Genomic DNA, 25305 nt, shown 5'->3' on the forward strand with positions numbered 1-25305 from the left:
ACCACCTGGTGCTGTCAAAATACGCCTCGGGGAAAAATTAATTGTTATCGTCGCTTATTGCGCTGTCTTCCAATACGTTCTGACGCATAGAATCACAAGGGCGCTGGCAGCCTGGCCTACCGACGACTTTTGCGGGTACTCCAACCACTGTAACGTGAGGAGGAACACTGTCGAGTACCACACTACCCGCGCCAACTTTAGCACCTTCACCAATTTCAATGTTACCCAGTATTTTCGCCCCGGCACCTATCAAAACACCCTGACGAATTTTCGGGTGACGATCACCAGATTCGTTACCGGTTCCGCCCAAAGTAACACTTTGCAGTATTGACACATTGTCTTCAATCACTGCGGTTTCACCAACAACAATACCCGTTGCGTGATCAAACATGACGCCTTTACCCAGTTTAGCGGCGGGGTGAATATCTACACCGAAGGTCTCTGAGTTTCGGCTTTGCAGAAACAATGCGAGCTGTTCCCTGCCATGTTGCCACAAATAGTGCGCCATCCTGTGCACCTGAACGGCATGGAAGCCTTTAAAATAGAGTAAGGGCGTCAGGTAGTCCTTTACCGCGGCATCACGGTTAAACACGGCCTGGATATCTGCGACGGCAGCATCTGTTATGCCCGGTTCCAACAAATACGCTTCGTCGAAGACTTCTCGAATGGCAAGGGCCGGCATGACGTCATCTGCCATCTTGTTAGACAGAATGAAACTTAGAGAAGACTCAAAATTGTGATGAGTCAGAATACACGCGTGAAGATAACTGGCCAGTAGCGGTTCGTTTTCGGCTATCTGTTGAGCTTCCCGTTTGAGGGTCAACCAGAAATCGTTATTTGTTGAAAGCGCGTGCATGGAGTGATCCTGTGTGTTTGTCTTCGCTGAGCGGCCTTAGAATAGCGACGGTGTTGTAGAATTCAAGGGCATGTCGACAAAAGCCTATCATTATCGTTAAACAACGTGGCAATGAGTTTTCCTTATAACTTATAAGGAACATTCATAAACCTGACCAGCCGACCCTGTTTGCTTTTCAAAGTTTACTGTAATTATTACACCAAGTATCCTTTGTCAGATCAGGCATTTTGTTTACCTCCCTAGATTATAATCGAAAGATCATAGACTTAATACACCCAAACCTATTTGGAATATCCTTTGCTTCACCCAAGCTACTACCTGTTTCGAATCTCTATCCCGGTAGTAGCGCCATGATTTTATGGCTTATTCACGTCACTCACAAAGGAGGACATTATGAACAGTGATCGCTTTGAAGGTAACTGGAAAGAGCTTAAAGGCAAAGTACAACAGCAATGGGGTAAACTCACTGATGACGATCTGGATAAAATTGACGGACGTCGTGAAGAACTAGTGGGTAAAATTCAGCAAGCCTACGGCAAAAGCCGTGAAGAGGCAGAGAAAGAAGTCGATTCTTACATGAACTGATCCCCTTCAGAATTCGTCTGTGTTACAAAGCCGCCTCCCCGCGGCTTTGTTTGTAGTAACTCTGTCTAGTCTGGCAAAGGATTCCTGTAAGGAAACGCCATTACAAGTTCCGACAGCTCACTGGCGTCAGCAACAACCATTTTATCCAGCAAGGATCTCACCCAACTTTGCGCTTGCACTTGATTAATATTAAGCGCTATAGCTATGTCCTCCATGTCAGCCTCTTTATACAATAAACGGGCAATGAGGGTTTCCTGCTTACTCAATTCAAAATTGTTCTCGACCCTTCTCCAATCCGGAGCAGGTTTAACAATGAAACGAATAAAGAATAATGGTTCTTCGCCTCTTACATCGTTTTTTGCGCATAAGAAACTAACTCTGATAATCAAAATTGCCGTGAGATTTTCATCAGCAACCAGATTCTTTTCAACATCAGTTTCAAGGGGATGTTCATAAACACGACTCAACAACGAAATTAGCTGGTTGTAAACCCGGGGAGTCGAGAGAACCAGCTTATTAGCTTTGAGATGAATACAGTCGCTATCTTTAAGATAGTATTTTGCGCCTGAATTGGCTGCCAGAACATTCAAGTGCCGGTCGCAAACAGCAAAAGGGGCCTGCACATATTCGTACACATTTTGTGCAATATCTCTGTCACGATTAAATAACTCTTCATCGCGAAAGAATCGCGATGCTCTTATTAAATGCGGCATTAACTGTTGAAGTAAATTGATCTCGCGGTCTGAAAAAGGTGGGGCTCCCGCTGAACGACTGACACCGAAAAAACCCTCATAGTTTTCATCTTTCAGCACCACACCTACAAGTGTCTTATCTGAAGACACAGGGTCCGTTACGTTTTCACGAAAGTCGTCGTGAAAAGTCTGAGAGGATGCTTCTTTATACGTAGTATTAACATACTCCCCTTCCAACTTTGTAACCACCAACTGGAACACGGGGTCTGCCATGAAGTTATTCAGATAGTAATCAATTGCTGATTCCGGCAGAGAAACATTGGATTTTATTTTAAAGGAGAGAATGGTTTCGGTGGATACATCCCTTAATATTAGAAACGCTTTATTAGATTGAAAAAGTACATTGCACTTTTCAAGGACATTTCCCCAACGACGACCAAGGGCTGCATCGTAAATCTCAATAATCAGACGACTAATACTTTCATTGTCGTCATCGATAGTACATTCAACGCTCATTACTGTGCCTTATGCTCAAGACCGCCGAGCAAAATGTGAGTGTCGACGAAAACATACCTCCTTTACATAAACTGTTGTCAAATAGCTAGATGTGTACCTGAGGTAGTCGTTACATCGACCTTTATTCATGAACCATAACGCGGTAACGACCAACACACATTTATACTTTAGTTCAATAAACAGACAACTCATGCCCCGATAACGTGCTCACTGTATAAATCAACAGCCTGTTCTGGCATACTTGCGTGGCTTTGAAACAATGAAACCGGTGACTCTGCCAATGGATGTATCTTTACTGCTCGACGACCTCAACGACAAACAACGGGAAGCGGTAGCCGCTCGCCCGTCTAACATGCTGGTTCTGGCCGGTGCTGGAAGTGGTAAAACCCGGGTACTGGTTCATCGCATCGCGTGGCTGATGGAAGTGGAGAACATAGCGCCTTTTTCTATTCTCGCTGTAACCTTTACGAACAAAGCGGCGAAAGAGATGCGTGGCCGTATCGAGCACCTGATGAAGCGTAGTCTTCACACCATGTGGATGGGTACCTTTCACGGCTTAGCCCATCGGTTGCTGCGCGCTCACCATGGGGAAGCAAATTTACCTGAAAATTTCCAAATTTTGGATTCTGATGATCAATACCGGTTAATTCGCCGCATTCTCAAAGCTATGAATTTGGACGAAAAACACTGGCCCCCAAGACAAGTGCAATGGTACATCAACGGTAACAAGGACGAGGGCCTTCGTCCTCACCACATCGAAACACATAACGACCACACTCAGCAAAAAATGCGCGATATATATGCAGCCTATCAGGAGAGTTGTGATCGTTCAGGACTAGTGGATTTCGCTGAATTGCTATTGCGGGCACATGAATTATGGGCCAAAAATCCAGAAATTTTGGCCCATTATCAAAAGCGCTTCAGGGCAGTGCTGGTAGACGAATTTCAAGACACCAATAATATCCAGTACGCTTGGTTACGCATGCTTTGCAGTAATGGCACTAACAACATAATGATTGTGGGCGACGACGATCAATCCATATACGGGTGGCGTGGTGCCAATGTGGATAACATTCATAAATTTCTCAAGGATTTTCCTCAGCCAGAAACCATCAGACTGGAACAAAACTATCGCTCTACCAGCACTATTTTGAATGCTGCAAACGCAGTTATCACTAATAACAGTGGGCGTTTGGGCAAGGAACTTTGGACCGAAGGCGCAGAGGGAGAACCGGTTTCTGTTTACGCCGGATTCAATGAACTCGATGAGGCCCGGTTTATTGTTTCGCAAATTAAAAGCTGGCTGCAACAGGGTAACACTCTGACCGAGAGCGCCATTTTATACCGGAATAACGCACAATCGCGGGTACTGGAAGAAGCCTTACTACACGAAGGACTGGCCTATCGAATATATGGCGGCCTGCGATTCTTCGAGCGTCAGGAAATTAAAGACGCCCTTGGCTATCTTCGTATGATCAATCATCCTCACGACGACGCAGCTTATGAACGCGTTGTGAATACCCCCAGTCGCGGTATGGGAGAAAAAACACTGGCTTCTATCCGGGAAACGGCCAGACAACACAATTGCTCACTTTGGCAGGCGAGTAACCTACTGATTTCAGAAGGGGCACTTAAAGGGCGAGCGGCAAATGCACTGCAGAGCTTTATTTTGCTTATTACCGAACTCGAACAGGCAGTGAACGACCTGCCCCTTGAAGAACAGGCCGATAAAGCCATCCGTCAATCAGGTTTGTATGCTATGTATCAGGCTGAAAAAGGCGAAAAAGCCCAGGCGCGATTGGAAAACCTGGAGGAACTTGTCACCGCCTGTAAACAGTTTATTGTGCCGGAAGAGGCCGATGAAATGACGCCGTTAAGTGCATTTCTCGCCCATGCCTCCTTAGAGGCAGGAGAAACCCAGGCCGATTCCAATCAGGATGCTGTACAAATGATGACGATCCACACCGCTAAAGGGTTGGAATTTCCCTTGGTATTCATGGCTGGTGTAGAAGAAGGCATGTTCCCAAGCCAAATGACCAATGACGAACCTGGCAGAATGGAAGAAGAACGACGACTGTGTTACGTGGGCATGACCCGGGCAATGCAAAAGCTATTTATTACTTATGCGGAGAGTCGCCGTCTGTACGGTCAAGATAAATACCACACTGCATCACGCTTTATTCGCGAGATCCCCGCTGAGTTCGTCGAAGAAGTGAGACTAAAGTCCACAGTATCCAGACCTGTGCATAATCGTTTTAGTCGGGTAACATCTCACGAAAGTTTTGAACAAACCGGGTTTCAGTTGGGACAAAGAGTGCTGCATCGCAAATTTGGTGAAGGTATTGTACTCAACTACGAAGGTTCCGGTGATCACGCCCGGGTTCAGGTAAACTTCGATGAATTTGGCAGTAAATGGCTGGTACTTGCATATGCAAAACTACAGCCAGCATAATTGCTGCCGATAAAACCACAATGATAAAGAAGCCTGAATAACTCCGGCTCTCTCCCATGGTAACTTGAGGCATAACATGCAGCGAAAAGTGCTGGTTATAGAGAACAGCTCCAAGAGTCTGCAGGTGGTATCCAAACTCGTTGCTAAAGCGGGTTTACAGGCCGAGGGCGCCGGCTCTCTGACCGAAGCAAAAGCTCGCTTCTCCGCGTCTATGCCTGAAGATTACCTCTGCGCCGTGGTGGCGTATGCGTTGCCCGATGCTCCCAGGGGAGAAGCCATTGATTTCACAATAGACGCTTTTATTCCAACCATCGTCGTTACCGACCTTGCAGAACCTGACGTTAGAGAGAGTATTCTCAGTCGGGATATCGTCGATTATGTGGTTAAAGAGAACCATCAGGTTTACGACTTTTTGAGTCGCTTACTCGCCAGACTTGAGAAAAATAAGAGCCTGGGCGTTTTAGTTGCTGATCACAAACGCAGTCGCCGAAGAGATATGGTTGCCTTGTTACGTCGTCACAATTTTTTGGTTTACGAGGCGAAAGATCAAGACGCAGCTCAACAGATGCTGGCTGAAAACGGGCACATACGATTGCTTTTGGTAGATGAGAGCCTCGACGATGATAAGGGCATTCACTTTACCGCGGAGCTAAGACGGGCCTACGCCAAAGAAGAACTGGCCATTGTGGGGATCACGTCAAAACAATCAGGCAATGCCACTGCTTCGTTCTTAAAAAGTGGCGCAAATGATGTGTTGCAAACCCCTTTTTATCACGAAGAGTTTCTTGTCAGGGTAATGCAGAACCTTGAACTTCTGGAAAATGTTGAAACCATCAGACGGGTGGCAAACTCAGATTACCTCACAGGTCTGCCCAATCGCCGTCACTTCTTCTATACCGTTACCACCCGGTATCGTCAACGTCCCCGGCCTCAGTCGCTGGCACTTGTCGACCTTGATCATTTCAAGAAAATCAATGATACCTGGGGCCATGATGCCGGAGATGCCGTGCTGAAAACGGTGGCAGATCTTATTGAAAGTCTTTTTGGCGATGTACCCGTCGCGCGCTTCGGCGGTGAAGAGTTTTGCATTTACTTGCCTGATATTCCCCAGGTGGACGCTGAGCGCCGTATCGAGGCATTTCGCCAACAACTTGAATGCAGCCCCGTGCTTTATAAAGACAAACTACTGGAAGTGACTGCCAGCATTGGCCTTATGAGCAATGAAAATATGGCGTTGGACAACCTGCTAAGCGAGGCAGATAAACTTTTATATCAGGCAAAGTCTCAAGGACGCAATCAGGTTTGCGCCCGTACAGACTGACGAACCTTGCGTTGTCCGCGGTAGGCCCGCAATGAATCAGCACTGAAAACCACCAGCGCGAGCCAGACAAAACCAAAGGTGACGAACCGGTATTGTTCCATTGTTTCGTTGTACACAAACAAAGCCAGCGCAAACATGATTGACGGGCCGATATACTGAAAAAAGCCCAGCGTGGAGTACATGATCCGCCTTGCCGCTGCAGTAAAACACAATAGGGGCGCGGTGGTAACAACACCCGCAGCCAACAAGAGCCCGTTAAGCGACAGGCTATTGGTGAACATGTTGCTTTGCTCACTGGCAAACCCTACCCAATAAACCAGAGCCAGCGGCAATAACATGACGGTTTCGATGAATAACCCTGGTAGCGAATCCACCGCAACTTTCTTACGAAGCAACCCGTACACACTAAAGGTTATGGCCAGAACCAGTGCAATCCACGGGACTTCACCATAAGACACCACCAACACAGCCACACCAACTATCGCCAGAACAACAGCCGCTTGTTGTAAAGGCCTGAGCTTCTCGCCTAAAAAAAGACGCCCGAAAAACACGTTGATAAGCGGGTTAATGTAGTAGCCCAAACTCGCATCGAGAATATGGTCGTTGTTAACGGCCCATATAAACAGCAACCAATTGGCTCCCAGTAATAAGCCTGCTACAAACAGTACTTTCATCACCCGAACACTGCGTACTGCAGCTATCACTTTTGGCCATTGCTTTAACACTAACACCATTACCAGCAGAATTGCGGCTGACCATACCACCCTGTGCATCAATACATCCATAGCGGGCAGGGTTTGTAGCTGTTTAAAATATACCGGTGCAACACCCCACATCGAATAAGCAGCTATGGCACTGAGCACCCCCACTTTTGTGGCACGTGCAGCCTGATCGGCAGCATTAGTCAAAACGAACTCCGTGGTGAAATTTGGTAGGAAAGGAACGATATTGTGGAGCCGGGGCTCCACAATAGCAAGCGACAAGCAGTCTACAGCAGAAAAATGGTACCCAACCCCAGAAATGCCACAAAGCCCACAATATCAGTAACTGTGGTGAGGATCACTGACCCGCTAAGCGCTGGGTCAATCTTTAACTTTTCCAATATCACAGGCAAAAATACGCCCGCCAGGGCAGCAGATACAATATTGACTAATATAGCCAGGCAAATCACAACGCCCAGCGCTCCATCAGCAAACCAGAACGACGCCACCACACCAATGATAATGGCCCAAATGATGCCGTTCAGGCCGCCAACTTTTAACTCTTTAACCATTAGTGCCCTGAAGTTTGCTTTGGTTACCTGCCCCAATGCCAAACCGCGAACAATCAGTGTCAGAGTCTGACTGCCAGCGATTCCACCCATACTGGCAACAACTGGCATGAGTACAGCCAGGGCAACAACCTGCTGCAATGTGCCCTCAAACAGCCCGATGAACCAGGACGCTAAAAAAGCAGTCAGCAAATTGATACCTAACCATAACGCACGATTGCGGGCACTTTTTGCTACCGGAGAAAACAAATCCTCGTCTTCGTCCATACCTGCAGATGCCATCACCTGCCGTTCATAGTTTTCGTTTACAAGTTCGCTGGCGGAGGTAACGTCTAACCGCCCAATCAACTTATTGCTATCGTCCACCACAGGTACGGAAGCAAACCCTGAACGCTGCACCATGAGTGACGCAGACGTAGTATCGTCATTGCCTTTTAAAACAGGCATGTTTTCCACCGTCAACTCAACTAAAGGCACGTGTTCTGGTGCACCAAACACTCGGGTTAGCTTTACGGCAGCAGAAAATTGTCCTGAGCGGTTGACCAGAAAAATAGTGTCAGCATGGGCCGGCACATCGCGCCTGATAAGTCGTAAGCCATCGCGCACCTTGGCATTAATTGGCAGTACTAACTGCTCGTGGCTAAGCCAGTGGCCAATTTCATTATCAGCAAACTGGGTCGCCTCGCGAAAAAATGCCTGTTGCTGAGTATCTAAGGCTGCCAGCGCCAAATCCATGAGTCTTGATGGCAAGGAATCCATCAACTCGAGGAGGTCTTCCGCTTCAATGTCTGCAAACATCAAGGTCCATTCGTTCTCAGGCGTGGCGTCGATAAGAATTTCCCTGGGATCACTTCGCATTTCCACCAGCACATCGATTTTGCGATCACGAGGCAGACTTTCCCAGGCTGAGATCCTGTTGTCCACCGGTAGTGATTCAAGCAAGGTGGCAATAGAGACATCATCTTCACTAAGCAAAGTGGAAAGAAATGCTGCTTCGTCGCTTTGCGAGTCGGAAACGAGTTCTTCGATGAGATCGGGTAATGGTTCAGCCATGCGGTTTCTCCAAGAAAAAAGGGTGAACACCCTGACGATTGACTATCTGATACGTACTTGTGGCAAGGATAATGTGATCACCCTAATCATAGTGCGCTCTTGTCGTCAGGCACATGCACACAGATGAGGCGAATAGTAGCTTTTTTTTCTGAATACACAACTACCTATCGCAAACTGTACTTCGAAGTTCGTGAATATCATAGTGAAAACACGTAAAATCCCTGGCGATGACTATTGCAACCTCCCCCGCAGAACCAAATTCTTCAGACTTCAGTGCATGTACGCCGCTTGAAGTGCTTTCTCGTGTATTTGGCTATAAGCAGTTCCGCGACGGTCAGGAAGCCGTTATCAACGCTGTCATCGAAGGCCGGGACGCACTGGTACTTTTACCCACTGGTGGCGGGAAATCCCTTTGCTATCAAATCCCGGCTCTGGTTCGGGAGGGCCTGGCTGTTGTGGTATCGCCGCTTATTTCTTTAATGCAAGACCAGGTCGAACAGTTAAAAGAGGTTGGCGTTGATGCAGCCTACATTAACTCCACCCAGGAACACGACACCCAACAAGGTATTCTCAATAGCATTCAGAGTAATACGCTGAAGCTTTTGTATGTGTCGCCAGAGAAGCTACTCACTCCATGGATGATGTCTTTTCTGCAACAACAGCACCTGGCGCTCTTTGCCGTTGACGAGGCACACTGTGTTAGCCACTGGGGCCACGATTTTAGGCAAAATTACCGCGCGCTCGGAACCCTGAAACAGCGTTTTCCTCACACCCCGGTCATTGGTCTTACGGCCACGGCTGATTCGGCAACCCAGGCTGATATTCTGGTTCAGTTAAACCTCACCGACCCTTTCGTTTACAAAGGCAGTTTCGACCGTCCAAACATTCGCTATCGGGTTATGCCAAAGTACAAAGCGTTCGATCAGGTTCGCGACTACGTGAAACAACAGGACAGCAGCGGCATTATTTATTGTAACAGTCGTGCAAAAGTTGACGATTTGTACGCCCGCCTTCACCGCGAGGGTATAAGTTGCGCTGCCTACCACGCAGGAATGGACGCTGACGAGCGAGAATATGTGCAACGGCGTTTTCTCAATGACCAGGTAGACGTGGTCATCGCCACGGTTGCATTCGGAATGGGGATCAACAAATCCAATGTGCGGTTTGTGGTTCATCACGATGTCCCGCGCAGTATTGAGAATTACTATCAGGAAACCGGCAGGGCTGGCCGCGATGGCCTGGAATCTGAAGCACTGCTTTTGTTTGATGAAAAAGATGCAGCCAGAGTAAGACAGTGGATTGAGCAAGGTGATACCAATGCGCGCCTTGACGTAGAGATTCAGAAGTTTGCCTCTATGGAGGCGTTTGCCGAAGCGCAAACCTGCCGTCGACAGGTATTACTAAACTACTTCTCGCAGTACAGCGATACGGCCTGTGGCAACTGCGATATTTGTCTCGACCCGCCAAAACTCATTGATGGGCTGGTTATTGCTCAAAAAATCCTGTCCTGTATTTTACGCCTCAACCAACAAGCGGGTTCGCAGTATGTTATTGATGTTTTACGGGGTAAAGCGCTAAAGCGTATTCACGAGTCTGAGCACCATACAATTAGTACTTATGGTATTGGAAAGGAACACCCTGACGGCTATTGGCACAGTATGATTAACCAGCTCATCCACCAGGGGCTGATTAGGGTTGACCTCACTGCCGGCGCCACCCTGCGGTTAAATGAGAGCGCTCGCGCAGTACTAAAAGGTGAGGTTCCGCTGGAACTTGCCATACCTCGCCTTAGCTTTAAGCCAGACCCTCGCGCCGGTAAGAAAACCACCGTATATGACAAAGCACTGTTCAAGCGCCTTAAACACTTGCGTAAAACCCTGGCGGAAGAACACAAGGTACCGCCTTTTGTGGTGTTCAGCGACGCGACTCTGGCAGACATGGCGGCCCGCACACCCACCACCGTTAATGACTTTCTTGATGTAAGTGGTGTGGGTAAAACCAAGCTTGAGCGTTATGGCGAGGCATTTCTACAACTCATTCGCGATTACCTCGACAGTGCTCTAAGCGACTACGCGTAATCGTACCGCCCACCTTTTTCCAACGCACGCTGATACGCCGGGCGCCCGTGAACTTTCTTCACCCACTCACTGATTGCAGGGTATTTACTTGCCTGACCGGTAGCCACAAGTGTTTCCAAAGGAAAACTCATTTGTATGTCGGCACCGGTGATGTCTGGCCCGGCAAACCATTCGTGATTATTTAAATAGGATTCTGTGTAGGCCAAACTCTCTTTCAGATTCGGACCATAATAGGCATCTGTGATCCCATCGAGAATTTTCGAAGCGAGTGGCTTCAGTAACCAGGGCATCTTTTCCTTTGCTTTGGAAAAAACCAGAGTCGCCACCCGGGGCGGCATTAAAGTACCTTCGGCAAAATGCAGCCAAAACCAATATTGCTGACGAAGAGATGAATCTTCTGACGGCTGAAAGCGCCCTTCGCCATAGTTATCTATGATGAACTCCACAATGGCTCCAGATTCAGCGAGGCTGCCGGATTCTGTGGTTAATACAGGTGAGCGACCGAGGGGATGAATGGCTTTCATTTGCGCTGGAGCCAGCCCTGTTTTAGGATCGCGCTGATAGATTTCAAGATGATAATCAACGCCGAGTTCTTCTAATAGCCATAGAATTCTCTGCGAGCGAGAGTTATTAAGATGATGAATAGTAAGCATACTGACCCTTTGCAAAGACACCGACGACGCCCATGCGCCGAGACTTTATACGAAATTGCTGCCCAAGAGGTTTACCTAAATAAGGAAAGATTTAATGGAACGATATGATCGGTCTCGATTTGCACAACAGGCGATACGCCAGAACGACACCGTTGTATTTTCTTTACCTCTTCCCCATTCCCCTGCTGAAGCGTTAAGTTTGGTCAATCAATTTTCCAAATCCTTTGAGTGTAATCTGCATGAACCAGACTGGGGCGCAGACCGATTACAAGTGTCGTTTATTTGCCTGGACCGTCAGTACCTTTTTCAGATTGAATGGCTCTGTGAGGCTATTTGGATAGAACCCGTCGGTACACAAGATGAAAACCTCACCTTTTTGTGGCACCACATTACACAAAACCAGTCACTTTAGAGCCACGGATTGTTAAGGCGTCATCATCAACCAACCGCAAAAAACACCCTTGTCAGCTTCCTCTTTGTTCACCTGCAGTGATAGGTAATAGCGAGACGTGCTATAGTATGCATGTCAACGCTTGTAAAATGTGAGGTTATCCCCACATTACGGTGGAAGTAGCAGCAGGTATAGAAGTGTAATGACCACTAAGCAACCCAAATACGAATATGTAAGCTCAGCCAAATTACCCACCCGCATGGGCGAGTTCCGTATTCATGGCTTTGTCGAACTCAGCGGGCAAGAGCACGTTGCGCTCTCGTATGGCAGTTGGAACGAAAGTAATACTGTGCCTATTCGTATTCACTCTGAATGTCTCACCGGCGATGCGCTGTTTAGCACGCGGTGCGACTGTGGCTTTCAACTGGAAAAAGCCATGCAAAATATCGTCGATCACGGTTTCGGTGTGATCTTGTACCTTCGCCAGGAAGGCCGCGGTATTGGTTTACTCAATAAAATTCGCGCATACAACCTGCAAGACAGTGGTATGGATACTGTAGAGGCCAATGAGCACCTGGGCTTCGACGCCGATTTACGCAGTTACGACATTTGTAAGGTGATGCTCGATACACTTAACATTAGAGATGTTGAGCTAATGACAAATAACCCGCGAAAGCTCAAAGCGCTTACAGACCTGGGTATTAATATTGTCTCCCGCAAGCCTATTGACCACGGTATGACAAAAGACAATAAACACTATCTGAAGACAAAAACGGAAAAGCTCGGTCACGTTTTCGACCCTCACATGTTCAAATAGTACAAGTGTAACTGAATACAGCAGTCGGGAATCGTTCAGCTCAGGTTAATCTCTTTAAGTCTATAACGTGTTATATCATCAAGAATCCAACGCACTTCGGGTTGGATAAGGAGAGATCATGACACGTTTGACCACCGCAGTATTGGTAACAATACTGGCAGCAACTACCGTGGCTCCAATTACACAGGCTCGCTCTGATACCGAGTACGAGAGCCAACAAGCGCGCGCGTATACCGACGCTGAACTGGATAGCTTACTCGCCCCTGTTGCGCTGTATCCCGACACAATTCTCACTCATATTTTAATCGCGGCCACCTACCCACTTGATGTAGTTGCTGCCGACCGCTGGCGACAGAAGCACCAGCACCTTGACGCCGAACAGGCCAGCGAGGCTGCTGATGAATTTAACTGGGACCCAAGTGTAAAGGCACTGGTGCCATTTACGGATATATTACACACCCTGAGTGATGATCTGGACTGGTTGCAGGCGCTGGGAGACAATGTCCTCATTAGCCAAAATCGTGTTCTCGCCAGAGTTCAGGTTTTGCGTCAGCATGCCTTAAACACGGGTTCACTGATCAACAACGATTATCAACGCATAGAGCGGGACAAGGACATCATCGTCATCGAACCTGCGCGAAAAGAAATCGTTTATGTGCCCTTCTATGATACCCGCGTTGTTTACGGGCAGTGGTGGCATCCAATAGCGCCTGTGTACTGGCATCATCCTGTTCACTATCGGGTAGCTGGCGGTTTCGGTTTTCACTGGAGTCCAAGCGTACGCCTGTCAACGCACTTCTATTTTGGTGGTATACACTGGCAGAATAGGAGCGTAGTGATTACTCGCAAACCTGTTAAGCGCTTTTACTACGGTAATGATGTAAAACGGGTTTACAGTCGTGATTATCAACCCTGGCAGCATCGCGCAGACCATCGCAGAGTACGATATTCAGACACGGTAGTACGCTCAGCGCCTAAACGCTACAGTACGACAACAGTAACCCGTCAGGGTAGTCATACGTCTCAACGCCCGCATCAGGTTGCGGTACATACTACTCGCACAGAAACTACCCAACGTCCGCGACAGGTAACCGTAAACACTACGCGTACAGTAACAACGCCTCAGCGCCCGCAATATAATACACAAAAGCCGGTGACTACCAGCCCGCGCAGAGATGTGGTGAAACGCAGTGATTATACTCGGGCAAAGCCGGTTTCTACACCTCAAACCCGCAGCAAACCGAGCACCCGCAGTTATGCGCAAGGCCCAAGCAGAGAACGCACTCAGGCTAAGCCTCGCCCTCGTAACCGCGATTAACCAAAAGACGAGATAAAGGCGTCCACAAATCGCGCCGGGGATGCTGGGTCTATGTTGAAATAGAGTGATGGCTCAATGAGCTCCAGCTCCATAATAGCCCACGTCCCCGCTGCCTTTATCAAATCCACTCTGGCATACAATGCAGGGGCTGGCATAGCTGCCAGAGCCTGCTCAGCCACACTTAGCATTGTGCTATCAGGTGTAAACCCAGACAAACGTCCCCCATGCTCCTCTTGCACGCGAAAATCGCCGGATTTCGGCTGCTTTAACAGCCCATGGCTAAAGGTTCCAGCGAAGAAAAACAGAGAATATTCCCCTTCTTCAACCACTGCCCGAAGAAATGGTTGCACCATAAACAGCCGGTTCGTAAATATGGCTTTGAGGTTGCCAGCCATTTCCGTTGCCTGCGTTCGGGGTACTCTGAAAGTATCATCTGAATTGGCACTTAGCGCGGGTTTGATAACGAGCTCTTCAGTATCAAAAAAGTCGAACTGCTGTGCAAACCATGCCTCGTCGAAATCTTGCTCCCACTGGGTAGGCACCACAGGAACGCCTTTCTCCTGAAGCGTGTTCAAGTAGGTTTTTTCGATGTTCCACAACATGAGTGTCAGTGGGTTGTGCAACTGAGCAGAGGATTTATCAATGTTATGCAAACACTGTTTAAAGGCCTCAGGTGATTGCTGGTAATCCCAGGTACTTCTTACAATGACATGACTAAAGTCGTTCCAGTTGACACCCTCTTTGCGCCAGGAAATCGTTTCAACCTCATAACCGTGTTTATTAAAATGAGGAATAAGTAAATCGTCATAAACAAAGAAAGCTTCTGCCGTATCGGTGTCCATTGACAAAAACGCGATGGGTTTCATTGTCTGGCTCCTTAATAGTCAACCACTAACAGACCTTTTTCCACATGCATAGCCCTGGGCACACGGTTTCCGATAAACGAAAGGTTCATTGAGCGAAAATCCAATAACAGGATCATAGGCGCAGATTGCCCCTTTAACTGTTCAATCCATTGCTGCACCTGAGCTTTATCGTTAAGGGAGCTTTCCAATAACGCAACGTCGTTCAGCATGGGCCGAATAATTTGCAACTCGCCTTTTGCACCGTCGTAAAAAACTTCACCGCTCAGGGTGGCATTGGCTTTTACATACTGGCTGTCCTGAGTAGCATTAATATCAACATTCACGGTAACCTGGTTGTTGTCATTCAGGGTTATGACAGGATTATCAAAAACCGCTTTGATTCCCTCATAATATTGAGTTTGTGGAAACGCCACTCCAATAAACTGGTTTAGATCCTGCTGGGACAATTTAAACGTAAAAGCCTGTGAACTGGCAATGCAGCAAAAATAAATGAAAAAAATTAGTGGGACGAAAAACCGTTTTTGTTGCATAGTGCCTCACAGCCAGTTTAATTGACGTCATAATAACACACGTCAGTAATCTGACTGATGAAAACAGAATTTAATGATAGGCTGATTGTAGCTTGTTGATCTTTGCCGCAAAAACATCCCCAAAAGGTCAACACGCTTCAGTGTCAGCACTTTACGAAGCAGTACCACTGCTCTTTTTGAAGGAAGTAAATCCATGAGCGATAAGGCGTTTTTATCGGCCCTCGTTATTGCATCAGATGGCACAAGCCGCCCGCTTACTGAGCACGAACTACACTACAGCTGCCAGTTTGGTGAATATATATGGGTGCATGTGCAATGCGATGCACCGGACGTCGACGCAGTACTTTCCGCCCTGTCACTGGACGAAGGCATTGCAGAGGCTTTATGCACGCCAGAAACCCGGCCTCGGGCGATGCACATCAATAACGGTGCACTGATTTATTTGCGGGGAATTAACAGAAACCCGGAAGCAGACCCGGAAGACATGGTATCTCTTCGCGTATGGTGTAAAGACAACCTCATTGTTACTGCCAGAAGGAAAAACCGCAAACTGATATCGGTAAGTGAACTTCACGATGCAGTAATGGCACAACAAGCTCCGCCAACGCCTAACGGGTTACTACTTGATATTATTACCCGGGTGGCTGATAAGATTCATGCAACAGTGGATGAAATAGATGATGCTCTGGTGGGTTTTGAAGAAGACATCAAGCTGGACAAAAATGATCGACAAACCCTGGCAGCTCTTCGCAGACAAGCAGCGTCTATCAGACGTTTTCTCGCACCTCAGCGGGATGCGCTTGATACCTTGTTTCGCTTCCCTCAGTTCCTCCAACAGGACGAAGCTTTCACGCTGCGTGAGCAAACAGATCGAATAACCCGCTACGTGGAAGATCTCGACCTGGCGAGAGAACGCGCAGTGGTGTTACAGGATGAAATACGCAACCGGGTTGCCGATCAACAAGGTATGCGCATGTATGTGTTATCTATGGTCACCGCCATATTTCTTCCCCTGTCATTTCTAACCGGTGTATTCGGCATGAACGTCGGCGGGTTGCCTGGAACAGATTCCCCAACGGCATTTACCCTGCTTATGGGGTCCATGGGTGTACTGGCAATTATCATGCTAATTGCCATGCTCTGGCGAAGATGGCTATAAGCTAAAACGGGTTGACCGAATACCCCTGGCTACTTAGCCGGGCGTGTGCGGTCATGGCAGACAAATCCATTTCAACCCCATCAATTAGCATATCTCGGGTCACGTTTTGTGCTGCAGCAGACTGGCCACACACCACGACTTTGACGCCTTTATCCATAAGCGCGTTTAACAAGGGAATGTTGTCATTATTGCCTGTTTTACGCGTTCTAAAATGTTCGTTATCGAGCATATCCACCGTAGCAGACCCATGCACCACTAAAGCGAGTTCAATATTTTCAAGTTTCACACCATTTGCCACATGCATATTGATGAAACGCGCCAGCGTGTCGTATTTGCGATTTATCTCACCACTCTCCGACCCTTGGGCAACGTCAAAAGCAACCTTGAACGTTTGCTGTCCGGAAAAAGTGATTCCTTCAACGGCAGCGTGACGACCGTATTTGGAAAACACAGGACCGGCTTTAAACTCCTGAGCCTGTGCGCACGCCATAGAGACAACGAGTAACGAACCGGCCACGGGTCCACTTAATGGCATTGTTTTCATCACAAATTCCTTTCATGAATTTCGAGTATTTAACTTTTGGTTAATGGCGGAAAACCAATTGTGAAACTATACTAAACTGTTGTGCCTAAAAAATGAAATGTCAGGAGTCGAAATGCAACTTCCATGGGTAACAGACGGTCACAAGATTTTTCGCATTGTAATCATTGTCCAGTGGGTTATATCCTTCGCCATAGGTTTTTACACGGAAAATATTCTTCCAGCCTTGATCATAGGCTTACCTGTTGTCATTGTTCCTCTCTTCCTCAGTGTCACGCAAACTAATACCAGAATCAGTCGCACAGCCATGGCCATTGGCACGCAATTAATGACGGCTTTGCACATTAATCAAACCTTCGGTCTGACAGAATGGCATTTCGAAATTTTTGTATTGCTGGCTTTTCTTGTTGTATTCCGCGACTGGATAATTATTGCTATCGCAACTGCAGTGGTTGCAGTCCACCACATCGGCTTTTTCGTACTGCAAACCCAGGACGCCGGCGTTTTTATTTTCGAAGACGGCCACCTGACTTTTTTCACTCTCGTTTTGCACGCAGTATTTGCCGTAACAGAATGTCTGGTACTGATGTATGTGGCAAAACGCTCGTATGACGAGGGAGTAAATGCCGTGGCACTATCGCATGCAGTAGACAGCGTGCTCGCCCAGCAAGGCAGCATCAACCTGGCTGTAGATGTACCTGACGATACTGACGGCACCCGTCAATTTAAAGAACTGCTATCACAGCTAACTAATTTAGTGGTTAACACTCGTAACCTCACTGACAAGGTTGCCTCCTCCAGCCAGGTTATCAAGACGGTGAGCACAGAGTTGAGCCGAACAAGTCAGGAGTCAGCGGCTGAAATAAGTAGTGTGTCATCCGCTTCAGAAGAAATTGCGGTCACCATGCAAATGACAACCGAACGTACCCAGCTTGCTACAGACACAACATCTGAAGCGAGAAGGAATACAGGCGAATCCAGGCAAGCAATTGACTCCACTGCTGGTTCTATTTCATCCCTTAAAAATATGCTAACTCATGCAGCCAAAACAAACGCAGAACTCAATGAACGTTGTAGCAATATTTCTGATGCCATGCGTTCAATTACCGCAGTTGCTGAGCAAACAAACTTGCTTGCACTAAATGCAGCTATCGAATCTGCCCGGGCTGGTGAACACGGTCGGGGCTTTGCCGTTGTTGCCGACGAGGTACGTACCCTCGCCATTCGCTCGAAAGAAAGTGCTGACGAAATTACCTCTATTACCGAACAACTCGTTTCAAGCACCGCAAGCTCGGTGGAGCAAATGCGGACATGTATTGAGTTAGTTGACACTGCTGTTGAAAACTCTGCTACAGCGACAGATAAAATGGAAGAAATAGAACGCCAGATAGTCAATGCATCAGATCATATGACTGAAGTGGCAGCGGCAGCCGTTGAGCAAGAGCAAGCCTCCCATTCAATTGCCGAAAGTACGGCCAAAATGCACGAAATTTCACAGGAAGAGGCGAAAACTGCCTTGCAATTGGAAGGACAGGTTGGACAGCTAGCTGCGTTGTGTGAGGACATGCAGGCGGCAATTAAGAAGTTCAAGCTTCAGTGAAAAACGGGTTTAAATGGGCACTGCTTGCCGTCTGGTGTGGCAGCTTGCTCAGCGGATTATGGTTCTATGGCGACAAGCAACTGTCGCCCTTCGACCCAGCTTTAACCTTAACCCACGCGGCGTCCGCACCTGACTTTGACCGGCGTTTCACCTCTATATTGCAACAACAAGGGGTCAAACCTGGCACCATTGTGCACTTGCAAACTCAAAACCCCTGTTACTGCAATAGTCTAACCGAAGCTCATCAGCGGGAACTTTCGGCACTACTAAAGAACAATCACTACCAACTGCAGGTAATTCATGTCGATGAAGCTCCACAACTGGAGGCGTTACTTCCAGCTTATCCGGCATTGGCGGTTGTCGATGAGTACAATCAATTGCGCTATCTTGGCCCTTATGCCGAAGGGTTAGGTTGCTACACGGGCGATGATCTCGTCACGCAAATAGCTAGCGTGGTAACTGCACAAACCTACCTTGGCGCTACCGTAAATACCACTTCGGAAGGCTGCTTTTGCGACGTGTGACGCACTAACATTCACGCTCCGCCGGTTTCCTGCGTATCGCCCTGAAGACCTTTCAAATGTGCAACTACACTGCGGCCCAGTGCGCTATGGTTGTAACCGCCTTCAAGTGTGCTCACTACACGGCCATGACAACATGCATCGGCTACTTTTCGGATCTCCGATGAAATCCATTTGTAATCGTCTTCCCGCAACCTCACATGCGCCATGTGATCTTCTGCATGAGCATCAAATCCGGCAGATATCAGGATCAACTCGGGTTTGTAATTTTTAAGTGCATCAAACCAATACGAGACTTTTTCTCTGAAAACTTCCCCGGTAGTGCCTGCGTCTAAGGGGGCAGCGAGTATGTTGCTGGCAGAAACGGGCGCCCCGCTATGAGGGTAAAACGGATGTTGAAACGATGAACACATCATTATTTGCTGGTCGCCACCGATGATGTTTTCAGTGCCATTGCCATGATGAACGTCAAAATCCACAATAGCCACCCGTGCCAAGTCATGGTGATGCAAAGCGTACCTGGCTGCCACAGCCACATTATTGAAGTAACAAAAACCCATAGCAGAGGCGTACTCGGCGTGATGACCGGGAGGCCTGACGGCGCAAAATGCTTGTCTGTCTCTGCCCGCCATTACCCAATCGACCGCGTCGATACCCGCACCGGCAGAATACAAAGCGGCACTGAGAGTGACAGGTGTCATTCCGGTATCGTCATCTACCCAGATTAACCCCGATTCAGGTGCACGCTGGAAAATGCTGTCAACGTAGTATGGGTCGTGTGCTAGTGCCAGGTATTCCCTTTTACACTGGGAGGCATCCTGGTGTTCAACAGTCATTTCCAACCCCGAAGCGAGAAGCTGGTCGTCAATGGCATATAGCCTGTCAGGACACTCAGGATGATCGTGTCCTACGTCGTGTTTCAGGCAGTCTTTACCGCGAAATATCCGAATGGTCACTCACTCTCCTCCAGCTTGAGTTCCAGCTCCACTTCACCAGGATCATCGGAAAACATCCGCTTGAATCTGGCTTGCTCAAAAATGGCTATCATGGGTTTGTTTTCCGCTCGAACATAAGCGAGCATACGGCGAAGTTTACGCTTAGTGGCGATTTCGATAAGTCGTGCCAGCAGAAGTTTGGCCATCCCTTTACCCTGTTGATTTTCACGAGTAACAAAGGCAGCTTCACAGGAATTGTCGCCGGGGTTGTAATAGAATCGCCCTACAGCGTGAATTGTAATCCGAGAGCCCTCCTGGCGCACAATGCACAAAGCCGCATCTGTACGCTGGTCCACACTGACTAAATCACAGGATTTTTCCCGCGACATTTGTTTGGGGTCATGGTTGTATCGCAAGCGCAGAGTTTCTTTGGTATGAGAATAGAAAAACTCCTGCAGTCGCCTTTCGTCAGCCGGATTCAACGGCCGTAAGTAAAACGTCTCGCCCTGTATTACCAGCTTCTGTAACTGAATAGCACCCAGTTCGGCAATATCTGTCGGATACTTTTCCTGATAATGGGGCACCCAGTAATGTTTGCGTACTTCCTCGAGAAGCTGCGAACGAAACTTAGGGTGAGCAACACGAATAAGTTCCAGTGCCCGCTCGCGTATGCTCTTTCCTCGTAGTGAAGCCGCACCATATTCAGTAACGATATAGTGTACGTTGCCCCGACTGGTTACTACGCCCGCACCTTCCGCTATGCACGGTTTAATGCGGGATACGGTTTCGTTTTGAGCTGTCGACGGCAACGCAATAATAGGCTTGCCCCCTTTGCTGATAGACGCTCCGGTAACGAAATCTACCTGCCCACCAATACCGCTGTAAAAATCGTACCCTAACGAGTCGGCCACCACCTGACCAGTTAAGTCCACTTCCAGCGCACTGTTAATTGCCACCATTTTCTCGTTTTTGGCAATATTCGTCGGCTTGTTCACATAACTGGCCGGATAAAACTCAATATGCGGATTGTTGTCGATGTAATCGTACAAACGCTGGGTACCAATGGCAAAGCTAGTGACAATTTTCCCTGGGTGAAAAGTTTTCTTCCTGTTGGTAATCGCCCCGGATTCAATTACTTCCATAATACTATCGGTGAGCATCTCGCTGTGGATCCCCAAATCTTTATGATGCTTGAGATACTTAAGCGTAGCGCTGGGTATTTTACCAATCCCGAACTGAAGGGTTGAGCCGTCTTCCACCAGCATTGCGACATACTGACCAATCCGCTCTGTAATTGTGTCGATAGGCGGCGCAGGCACTTCCACTAAGGGTTCGTCGGCTTCAATACACGCGGTAATCTCACTAATATGAATATAGGAATGGCCCGAGGTGCGGGGTACCTTGTTGTTGATTTGGGCTATCACTATATTGGCATGGCGCACAGCAGACATGCAAATATCCACCGACGCCCCCAAAGAGCAATAGCCGTGTTCATCTGGCGGACTCAAATTTACCAGCACCGCGTCTAAGGGCAATGTACCGTCGGAAAACAAACTGGATATTTCTGAGAGAAAGCAGGGTGTGTAGTCAGCCCGGCCTTCATCCACAGCCCGGCGAACCTCATCACCACCAATGAAGAATGTGTTTACTTTGAACAGCTGACGATATTCTTCTTTTGCCCACCGGGTGTCACCCAACGCCAGCATATGCACCATTTCTATATCAGTGAAACCGGCGCTGTTATCAATTAAGTGCTGAACCAGAGCGTGGGGTACAGAGGCATTCCCGCCCACAAGTACACGACACCCGGATTTGATTAGTTGATGCCAAGCAGGCTTTGGCGGTAATACCACGTTCATCAACAGGCTCCATGACGTTGTTCAACTTAATTATTCTGCCCTATTCTGACACAAGATGAGCAAACGCGTAGATGTGTTCGACCAAAGTCCCACGTATTTTTGCCTGAAAAGCAGAACGCCGTTCATATTGAACGGCGCTTTATCTCGTACTCTGTTGATTTCCTGCTGTTTATTCTTCGTCGATCTGGCGCTTGGCACCAAACCATTTCACTACCATTACATAGAACATAGGAACAAAGAAAATCGCCAGGAAGGTAGCGGCAAACATACCACCCATTACGGCTATACCAATAGCATTCTGACTTTCAGAACCTGCGCCAGATGAAATTGCCAATGGTGTTACACCCAAAATAAACGCCATGGACGTCATCAGTATGGGGCGGAAACGCTGTTTTGCCGCAGTAGAGATGGCTTCGGAAAGATCGATTCCCGCTTCGTACTGCTCTTTGGCAAATTCAACAATTAGGATGGCATTTTTGGCCGCCAGCCCAACGGTGGTAAGGAAAGCAACCTGAAGGTACACATCATTTGGCAAGCCAAATATCCATGCAGCGGTAACCGAGCCAAGAATGCCAAGAGGAACAACCAGCATAACAGCAAACGGTACCGACCAACTCTCATAAAGTGCCGCCAGACATAGGAATACCACAAGAATTGACAACGCGTAGAGCATCGGTGCTTGTGAACCTGCTTCCCGCTCTTCATAGGAAAGGCCAGACCATTCCAAAGCAAAGCCGGGTGGCAACTGTGACACCAGTTTCTGCGCTTCTTCCATAGCTTCACCTGAGGATACGCCAGGCGCGGGACTACCCTGAATGTTCACCGAGGAGACGCCGTTAAACCGCTCTAGTTTCGGTGAGCCATAGTTCCATTCAACAGTGGAAAACGCACTGAACGCCACCATATCGCCGTTGTTATTTCGCACGAACCATTTCTCAAGATCTTCCGGATCCATTCGGTAAGCTGAATCGGCTTGCATATACACCCGTTTAATACGGCCGGAATCAATGAAATCATTCACGTAGGTAGAACCCCAGGCAATACTCAGCGTGCTATTGATATCGCCGAGTGACAAGCCCAGTGCCGACGCTTTTTCGCTGTCGATATCAATTTTAAACTGGGGAACATCGCTTAACCCATTCGGGCGAACACCCACCAGTTTAGGGTTTTGTGCTGCCATACCCAGGAATTGATTCCTTGCATCCATCAATGCTTTGTGGCCGTTGCTTCCTCTGTCAACCAACTGAAATTCAAAGCCAGTGGCGTTGCCGAGTTCACGGATGGGCGGCGGTAAAATCGGGAATGCCATGGCATCCTGTATCTGCCCTAAAGCTCCATAGGCGCGGTTAATAATGGAGAAGGCACTGTGCGCTTCATCCCGTTCTTCCCAGTCGACTAAGTGCACAAAGCCCATACCCGCATTCTGCGCTGCACCTGCAAAGCTGAAACCCACAACAGTAAACATATCCTCGACAGCTTGGCCATTATCGGTGAGGAAAAAGTCTTCGACTTTTTTCATCGATTCCAGGGTGCGTCCTGCTGTAGCACCAGGAGGCGCGTTTAGTAATACCATAATGCTGCCCTGATCTTCATTGGGCAGGAACGAACCGGCTAAACGGGTGAAGATAAACATCATGCCACCGACCAACACCAGGTAGACCAGCAGGAAGCGTTTAATTCTGCCCGCCATGCCAGTTGCCGCGCGTTCATAGCCATCCCGGCCTTTGTTAAAATTGCGGTTAAACCAGCCAAAGAAACCGGTATCCCGCTTATTCAACACATCTTTTTTGCGCAATAACACGGTACACAGTGAAGGAGACAGAATAATGGCCACCAACACTGAGAATGTCATAGCGGAAACAATGGTGATGGAGAACTGACGATATATGGACCCAGCCGAACCGGCGAAGAAAGCCATAGGAATGAATACTGTAGCGAGTACTACCGCAATACCTACCAGAGCACTGGAAATTTGCGTCATGGACTTTTTCGTTGCTTCTTTTGCTGAGAGCCCCTCTTCTTCCATGATACGCTCTACGTTTTCCACCACCACAATGGCGTCGTCAACGAGCAAGCCAATGGCCAGTACCATAGCGAACATAGTTAGCACGTTAATGCTATAACCGAAGGCATATAGCACGGCGAAAGTGCCCATCAGCACTACCGGAACCGCAATTGTCGGCACCAGCGTTGCCCGCCAGTTTTGCAAAAACAGCAGCATCACAAAGAAAACCAGCACAATGGCTTCAATCAGGGTTTTAATAACTGACTCTATAGACAGCTTAATAAAAGGAGAACTATCTACCGGGTAGACCACCTCTACTCCGTCAGGCAAATTCACTGCAAGTTCTTCAACGCGGGCTTTAACCCGTTCAATGGTATCCAGTGCATTAGCCCCGGTGGCAAGGGATACAGCCATACCTGAAGCAGGCTTGCGCTTGTAACGGGTAATGTATGAATAATTTTCCGAGCCCAGCTCTACACGTGCAACATCTTTCACGCGAACCTGGGAACCATCAGTATTCACCCGCAGGACGATATTCTCGAAATCTCCTACGGTTTGTAAAATAGATTGAGCGGTAATCGTGGCATTGATCTGTTGCCCTTCGATGGCAGGCATGCCACCGAGCTGACCGGCAGAAATATCCGTATTCTGGGTCTGTACTGCATCGCGCACATCCACAGGAGTCATGTTGTAGCTGTAGAGTTTGTCGGGGTCGAGCCAAATGCGCATTGAGCGCTGGGCACCAAACACCCGAACGCTACCCACACCGTTTACCCGTGAAATAGGATCCTGATATTCAGAGACCAACAAGTCGCTGAGGTCAAATTGGGTGAGATTACCTTCTTTCGCATAAAAGCCTACTACAACAGCAAATGTGTCGTTGGATTTGGTTACCGTCACACCTTGTTGCTGTACCTGGGATGGCAGTAAAGAGACCGCGCTTTGAACCTTATTCTGGGTCTGTACCTGGGCCGTATCGGGGTCTGTACCCGGATTGAATGTCAGCGTTATGGACATCCGCCCGTTCTCACTACTGGCACTGAAGTAACGCAGGTTATCAATACCCGACAAATTCTGCTCAATGATTTGGGTAACAGTGTTTTCAATGGTCTCCGCAGAAGCACCGGGGTATGTCGCGCTAACGTTTACCGATGGTGGCGCAACTTTCGGATATTGTTCAATGGGAAGGCCCTGAATTGAAAGGATACCGGCCATAATGGTAATGAGTGCCAGCACCCAGGCAAAAACCGGGCGGTCGATAAAAAAACGTGCCATAAAAAGTTTGTT

The 25305-nt window shown here is 48.1% G+C and carries 21 protein-coding genes; 10 read left to right on the forward strand and 11 right to left on the reverse strand.

Annotation, left to right across the window (positions count from 1 at the left end; all coding sequences use genetic code 11):
- Positions 1-37: 37 nt before the first annotated feature.
- The gene (gene cysE, locus ACXACM_RS01450) at positions 38-856 is read right to left on the reverse strand and encodes a serine O-acetyltransferase (RefSeq protein ID WP_474819293.1); all 819 of its coding nucleotides are present in this window, start codon (positions 854-856) and stop codon (positions 38-40) included.
- Positions 857-1249: 393 nt separating this feature from the next.
- On the opposite strand from cysE, the gene ACXACM_RS01455 reads away from it, so the two are divergent.
- Positions 1250-1441 (forward strand): CsbD family protein, encoded by a 192-nt coding sequence (locus ACXACM_RS01455; protein ID WP_474819294.1) that lies wholly within the window; start codon positions 1250-1252, stop codon positions 1439-1441.
- 65 nt (positions 1442-1506) lie between these two features.
- Here the strand turns inward: ACXACM_RS01455 and ACXACM_RS01460 are convergent, their stop codons facing one another.
- On the reverse strand, positions 1507-2649 hold the full coding sequence (locus tag ACXACM_RS01460; protein ID WP_474819295.1) for a hypothetical protein: 1143 nt from the start codon (positions 2647-2649) through the stop codon (positions 1507-1509).
- Between the two features lie 280 nt (positions 2650-2929).
- On the opposite strand from ACXACM_RS01460, the gene uvrD reads away from it, so the two are divergent.
- On the forward strand, positions 2930-5101 hold the full coding sequence (gene uvrD, locus ACXACM_RS01465) for a DNA helicase II (RefSeq protein ID WP_474824184.1): 2172 nt from the start codon (positions 2930-2932) through the stop codon (positions 5099-5101).
- 76 nt (positions 5102-5177) lie between these two features.
- Positions 5178-6422 carry a GGDEF domain-containing response regulator gene (locus ACXACM_RS01470; protein WP_474819296.1) on the forward strand — a complete coding sequence of 415 codons (1245 nt, stop codon included), beginning with the start codon at positions 5178-5180 and terminating at the stop codon, positions 6420-6422.
- Here the strand turns inward: ACXACM_RS01470 and rarD are convergent.
- A complete protein-coding gene (rarD, locus tag ACXACM_RS01475) occupies positions 6398-7330 on the reverse strand; it encodes an EamA family transporter RarD (protein ID WP_474819297.1) in 933 nt (310 codons plus the stop codon). The two genes, ACXACM_RS01470 and rarD, sit on opposite strands and share 25 nt — an antisense overlap.
- Positions 7331-7410: 80 nt before the next feature.
- On the reverse strand, positions 7411-8745 hold the full coding sequence (locus ACXACM_RS01480; RefSeq protein WP_474819298.1) for a magnesium transporter: 1335 nt from the start codon (positions 8743-8745) through the stop codon (positions 7411-7413).
- A 227-nt stretch (positions 8746-8972) separates the two neighbouring features.
- Here ACXACM_RS01480 and recQ point away from each other — a divergent pair, with 227 nt between their 5' ends.
- Positions 8973-10823, forward strand: coding sequence for a DNA helicase RecQ (recQ, locus tag ACXACM_RS01485; protein ID WP_474819299.1), 1851 nt, complete (start codon positions 8973-8975; stop codon positions 10821-10823).
- On the opposite strand, the gene ACXACM_RS01490 is transcribed toward recQ, so the two are convergent.
- Entirely contained in the window at positions 10814-11476 is a 663-nt protein-coding gene (locus tag ACXACM_RS01490) for a glutathione S-transferase (RefSeq protein WP_474819300.1), read from the reverse strand. The genes recQ and ACXACM_RS01490 overlap by 10 nt on opposite strands.
- Before the next feature lie 94 nt (positions 11477-11570).
- Here ACXACM_RS01490 and ACXACM_RS01495 point away from each other — a divergent pair, with 94 nt between their 5' ends.
- From ACXACM_RS01495 to ACXACM_RS01505, 3 genes are all read left to right on the forward strand, one after another.
- Positions 11571-11888, forward strand: a complete 318-nt coding sequence (locus tag ACXACM_RS01495) for a DUF3630 family protein (protein WP_474819301.1) — start codon at positions 11571-11573, stop codon at positions 11886-11888.
- A gap of 181 nt (positions 11889-12069) precedes the next feature.
- Positions 12070-12684, forward strand: a complete 615-nt coding sequence (gene ribA, locus ACXACM_RS01500; protein WP_474819302.1) for a GTP cyclohydrolase II — start codon at positions 12070-12072, stop codon at positions 12682-12684.
- Positions 12685-12802: 118 nt separating this feature from the next.
- Positions 12803-14002, forward strand: a complete 1200-nt coding sequence (locus ACXACM_RS01505; protein ID WP_474819303.1) for a DUF3300 domain-containing protein — start codon at positions 12803-12805, stop codon at positions 14000-14002.
- Here the strand turns inward: ACXACM_RS01505 and ACXACM_RS01510 are convergent.
- Positions 13999-14868: an ATP-grasp domain-containing protein gene (locus ACXACM_RS01510; RefSeq protein ID WP_474819304.1), complete on the reverse strand. Its 870-nt coding sequence runs from the start codon at positions 14866-14868 to the stop codon at positions 13999-14001. The genes ACXACM_RS01505 and ACXACM_RS01510 overlap by 4 nt on opposite strands.
- 11 nt (positions 14869-14879) lie before the next feature.
- Positions 14880-15398 (reverse strand): hypothetical protein, encoded by a 519-nt coding sequence (locus tag ACXACM_RS01515; RefSeq protein ID WP_474819305.1) that lies wholly within the window; start codon positions 15396-15398, stop codon positions 14880-14882.
- Between the two features lie 193 nt (positions 15399-15591).
- Between ACXACM_RS01515 and ACXACM_RS01520 the strand changes: the two genes are divergently transcribed.
- Positions 15592-16557: a zinc transporter ZntB gene (locus ACXACM_RS01520; protein WP_474819306.1), complete on the forward strand. Its 966-nt coding sequence runs from the start codon at positions 15592-15594 to the stop codon at positions 16555-16557.
- A 1-nt stretch (position 16558) separates the two neighbouring features.
- On the opposite strand, the gene ACXACM_RS01525 is transcribed toward ACXACM_RS01520, so the two are convergent.
- The gene (locus tag ACXACM_RS01525; protein WP_474819307.1) at positions 16559-17101 is read right to left on the reverse strand and encodes a DsrE family protein; all 543 of its coding nucleotides are present in this window, start codon (positions 17099-17101) and stop codon (positions 16559-16561) included.
- Between the two features lie 112 nt (positions 17102-17213).
- Between ACXACM_RS01525 and ACXACM_RS01530 the strand changes: the two genes are divergently transcribed.
- The gene (locus ACXACM_RS01530) at positions 17214-18698 is read left to right on the forward strand and encodes a methyl-accepting chemotaxis protein (RefSeq protein ID WP_474819308.1); all 1485 of its coding nucleotides are present in this window, start codon (positions 17214-17216) and stop codon (positions 18696-18698) included.
- A complete protein-coding gene (locus ACXACM_RS01535; RefSeq protein ID WP_474819309.1) occupies positions 18695-19222 on the forward strand; it encodes a DUF6436 domain-containing protein in 528 nt (175 codons plus the stop codon). Before ACXACM_RS01530 ends, ACXACM_RS01535 begins: the two co-directional genes overlap by 4 nt.
- An 11-nt stretch (positions 19223-19233) precedes the next feature.
- Here the strand turns inward: ACXACM_RS01535 and ACXACM_RS01540 are convergent, their stop codons facing one another.
- The 3 genes from ACXACM_RS01540 to ACXACM_RS01550 form a co-directional block, all read right to left on the reverse strand.
- Positions 19234-20175 carry a histone deacetylase family protein gene (locus tag ACXACM_RS01540; protein WP_474819310.1) on the reverse strand — a complete coding sequence of 314 codons (942 nt, stop codon included), beginning with the start codon at positions 20173-20175 and terminating at the stop codon, positions 19234-19236.
- A complete protein-coding gene (locus ACXACM_RS01545) occupies positions 20172-22013 on the reverse strand; it encodes a GNAT family N-acetyltransferase (protein WP_474819312.1) in 1842 nt (613 codons plus the stop codon). Before ACXACM_RS01545 ends, ACXACM_RS01540 begins: the two co-directional genes overlap by 4 nt.
- A 169-nt stretch (positions 22014-22182) precedes the next feature.
- Positions 22183-25293 carry an efflux RND transporter permease subunit gene (locus ACXACM_RS01550; RefSeq protein ID WP_474819313.1) on the reverse strand — a complete coding sequence of 1037 codons (3111 nt, stop codon included), beginning with the start codon at positions 25291-25293 and terminating at the stop codon, positions 22183-22185.
- Between the last annotated feature and the right edge of the window lie 12 nt (positions 25294-25305).

The organism is Alteromonas sp. AWQ4_252 (genome assembly GCF_056158205.1).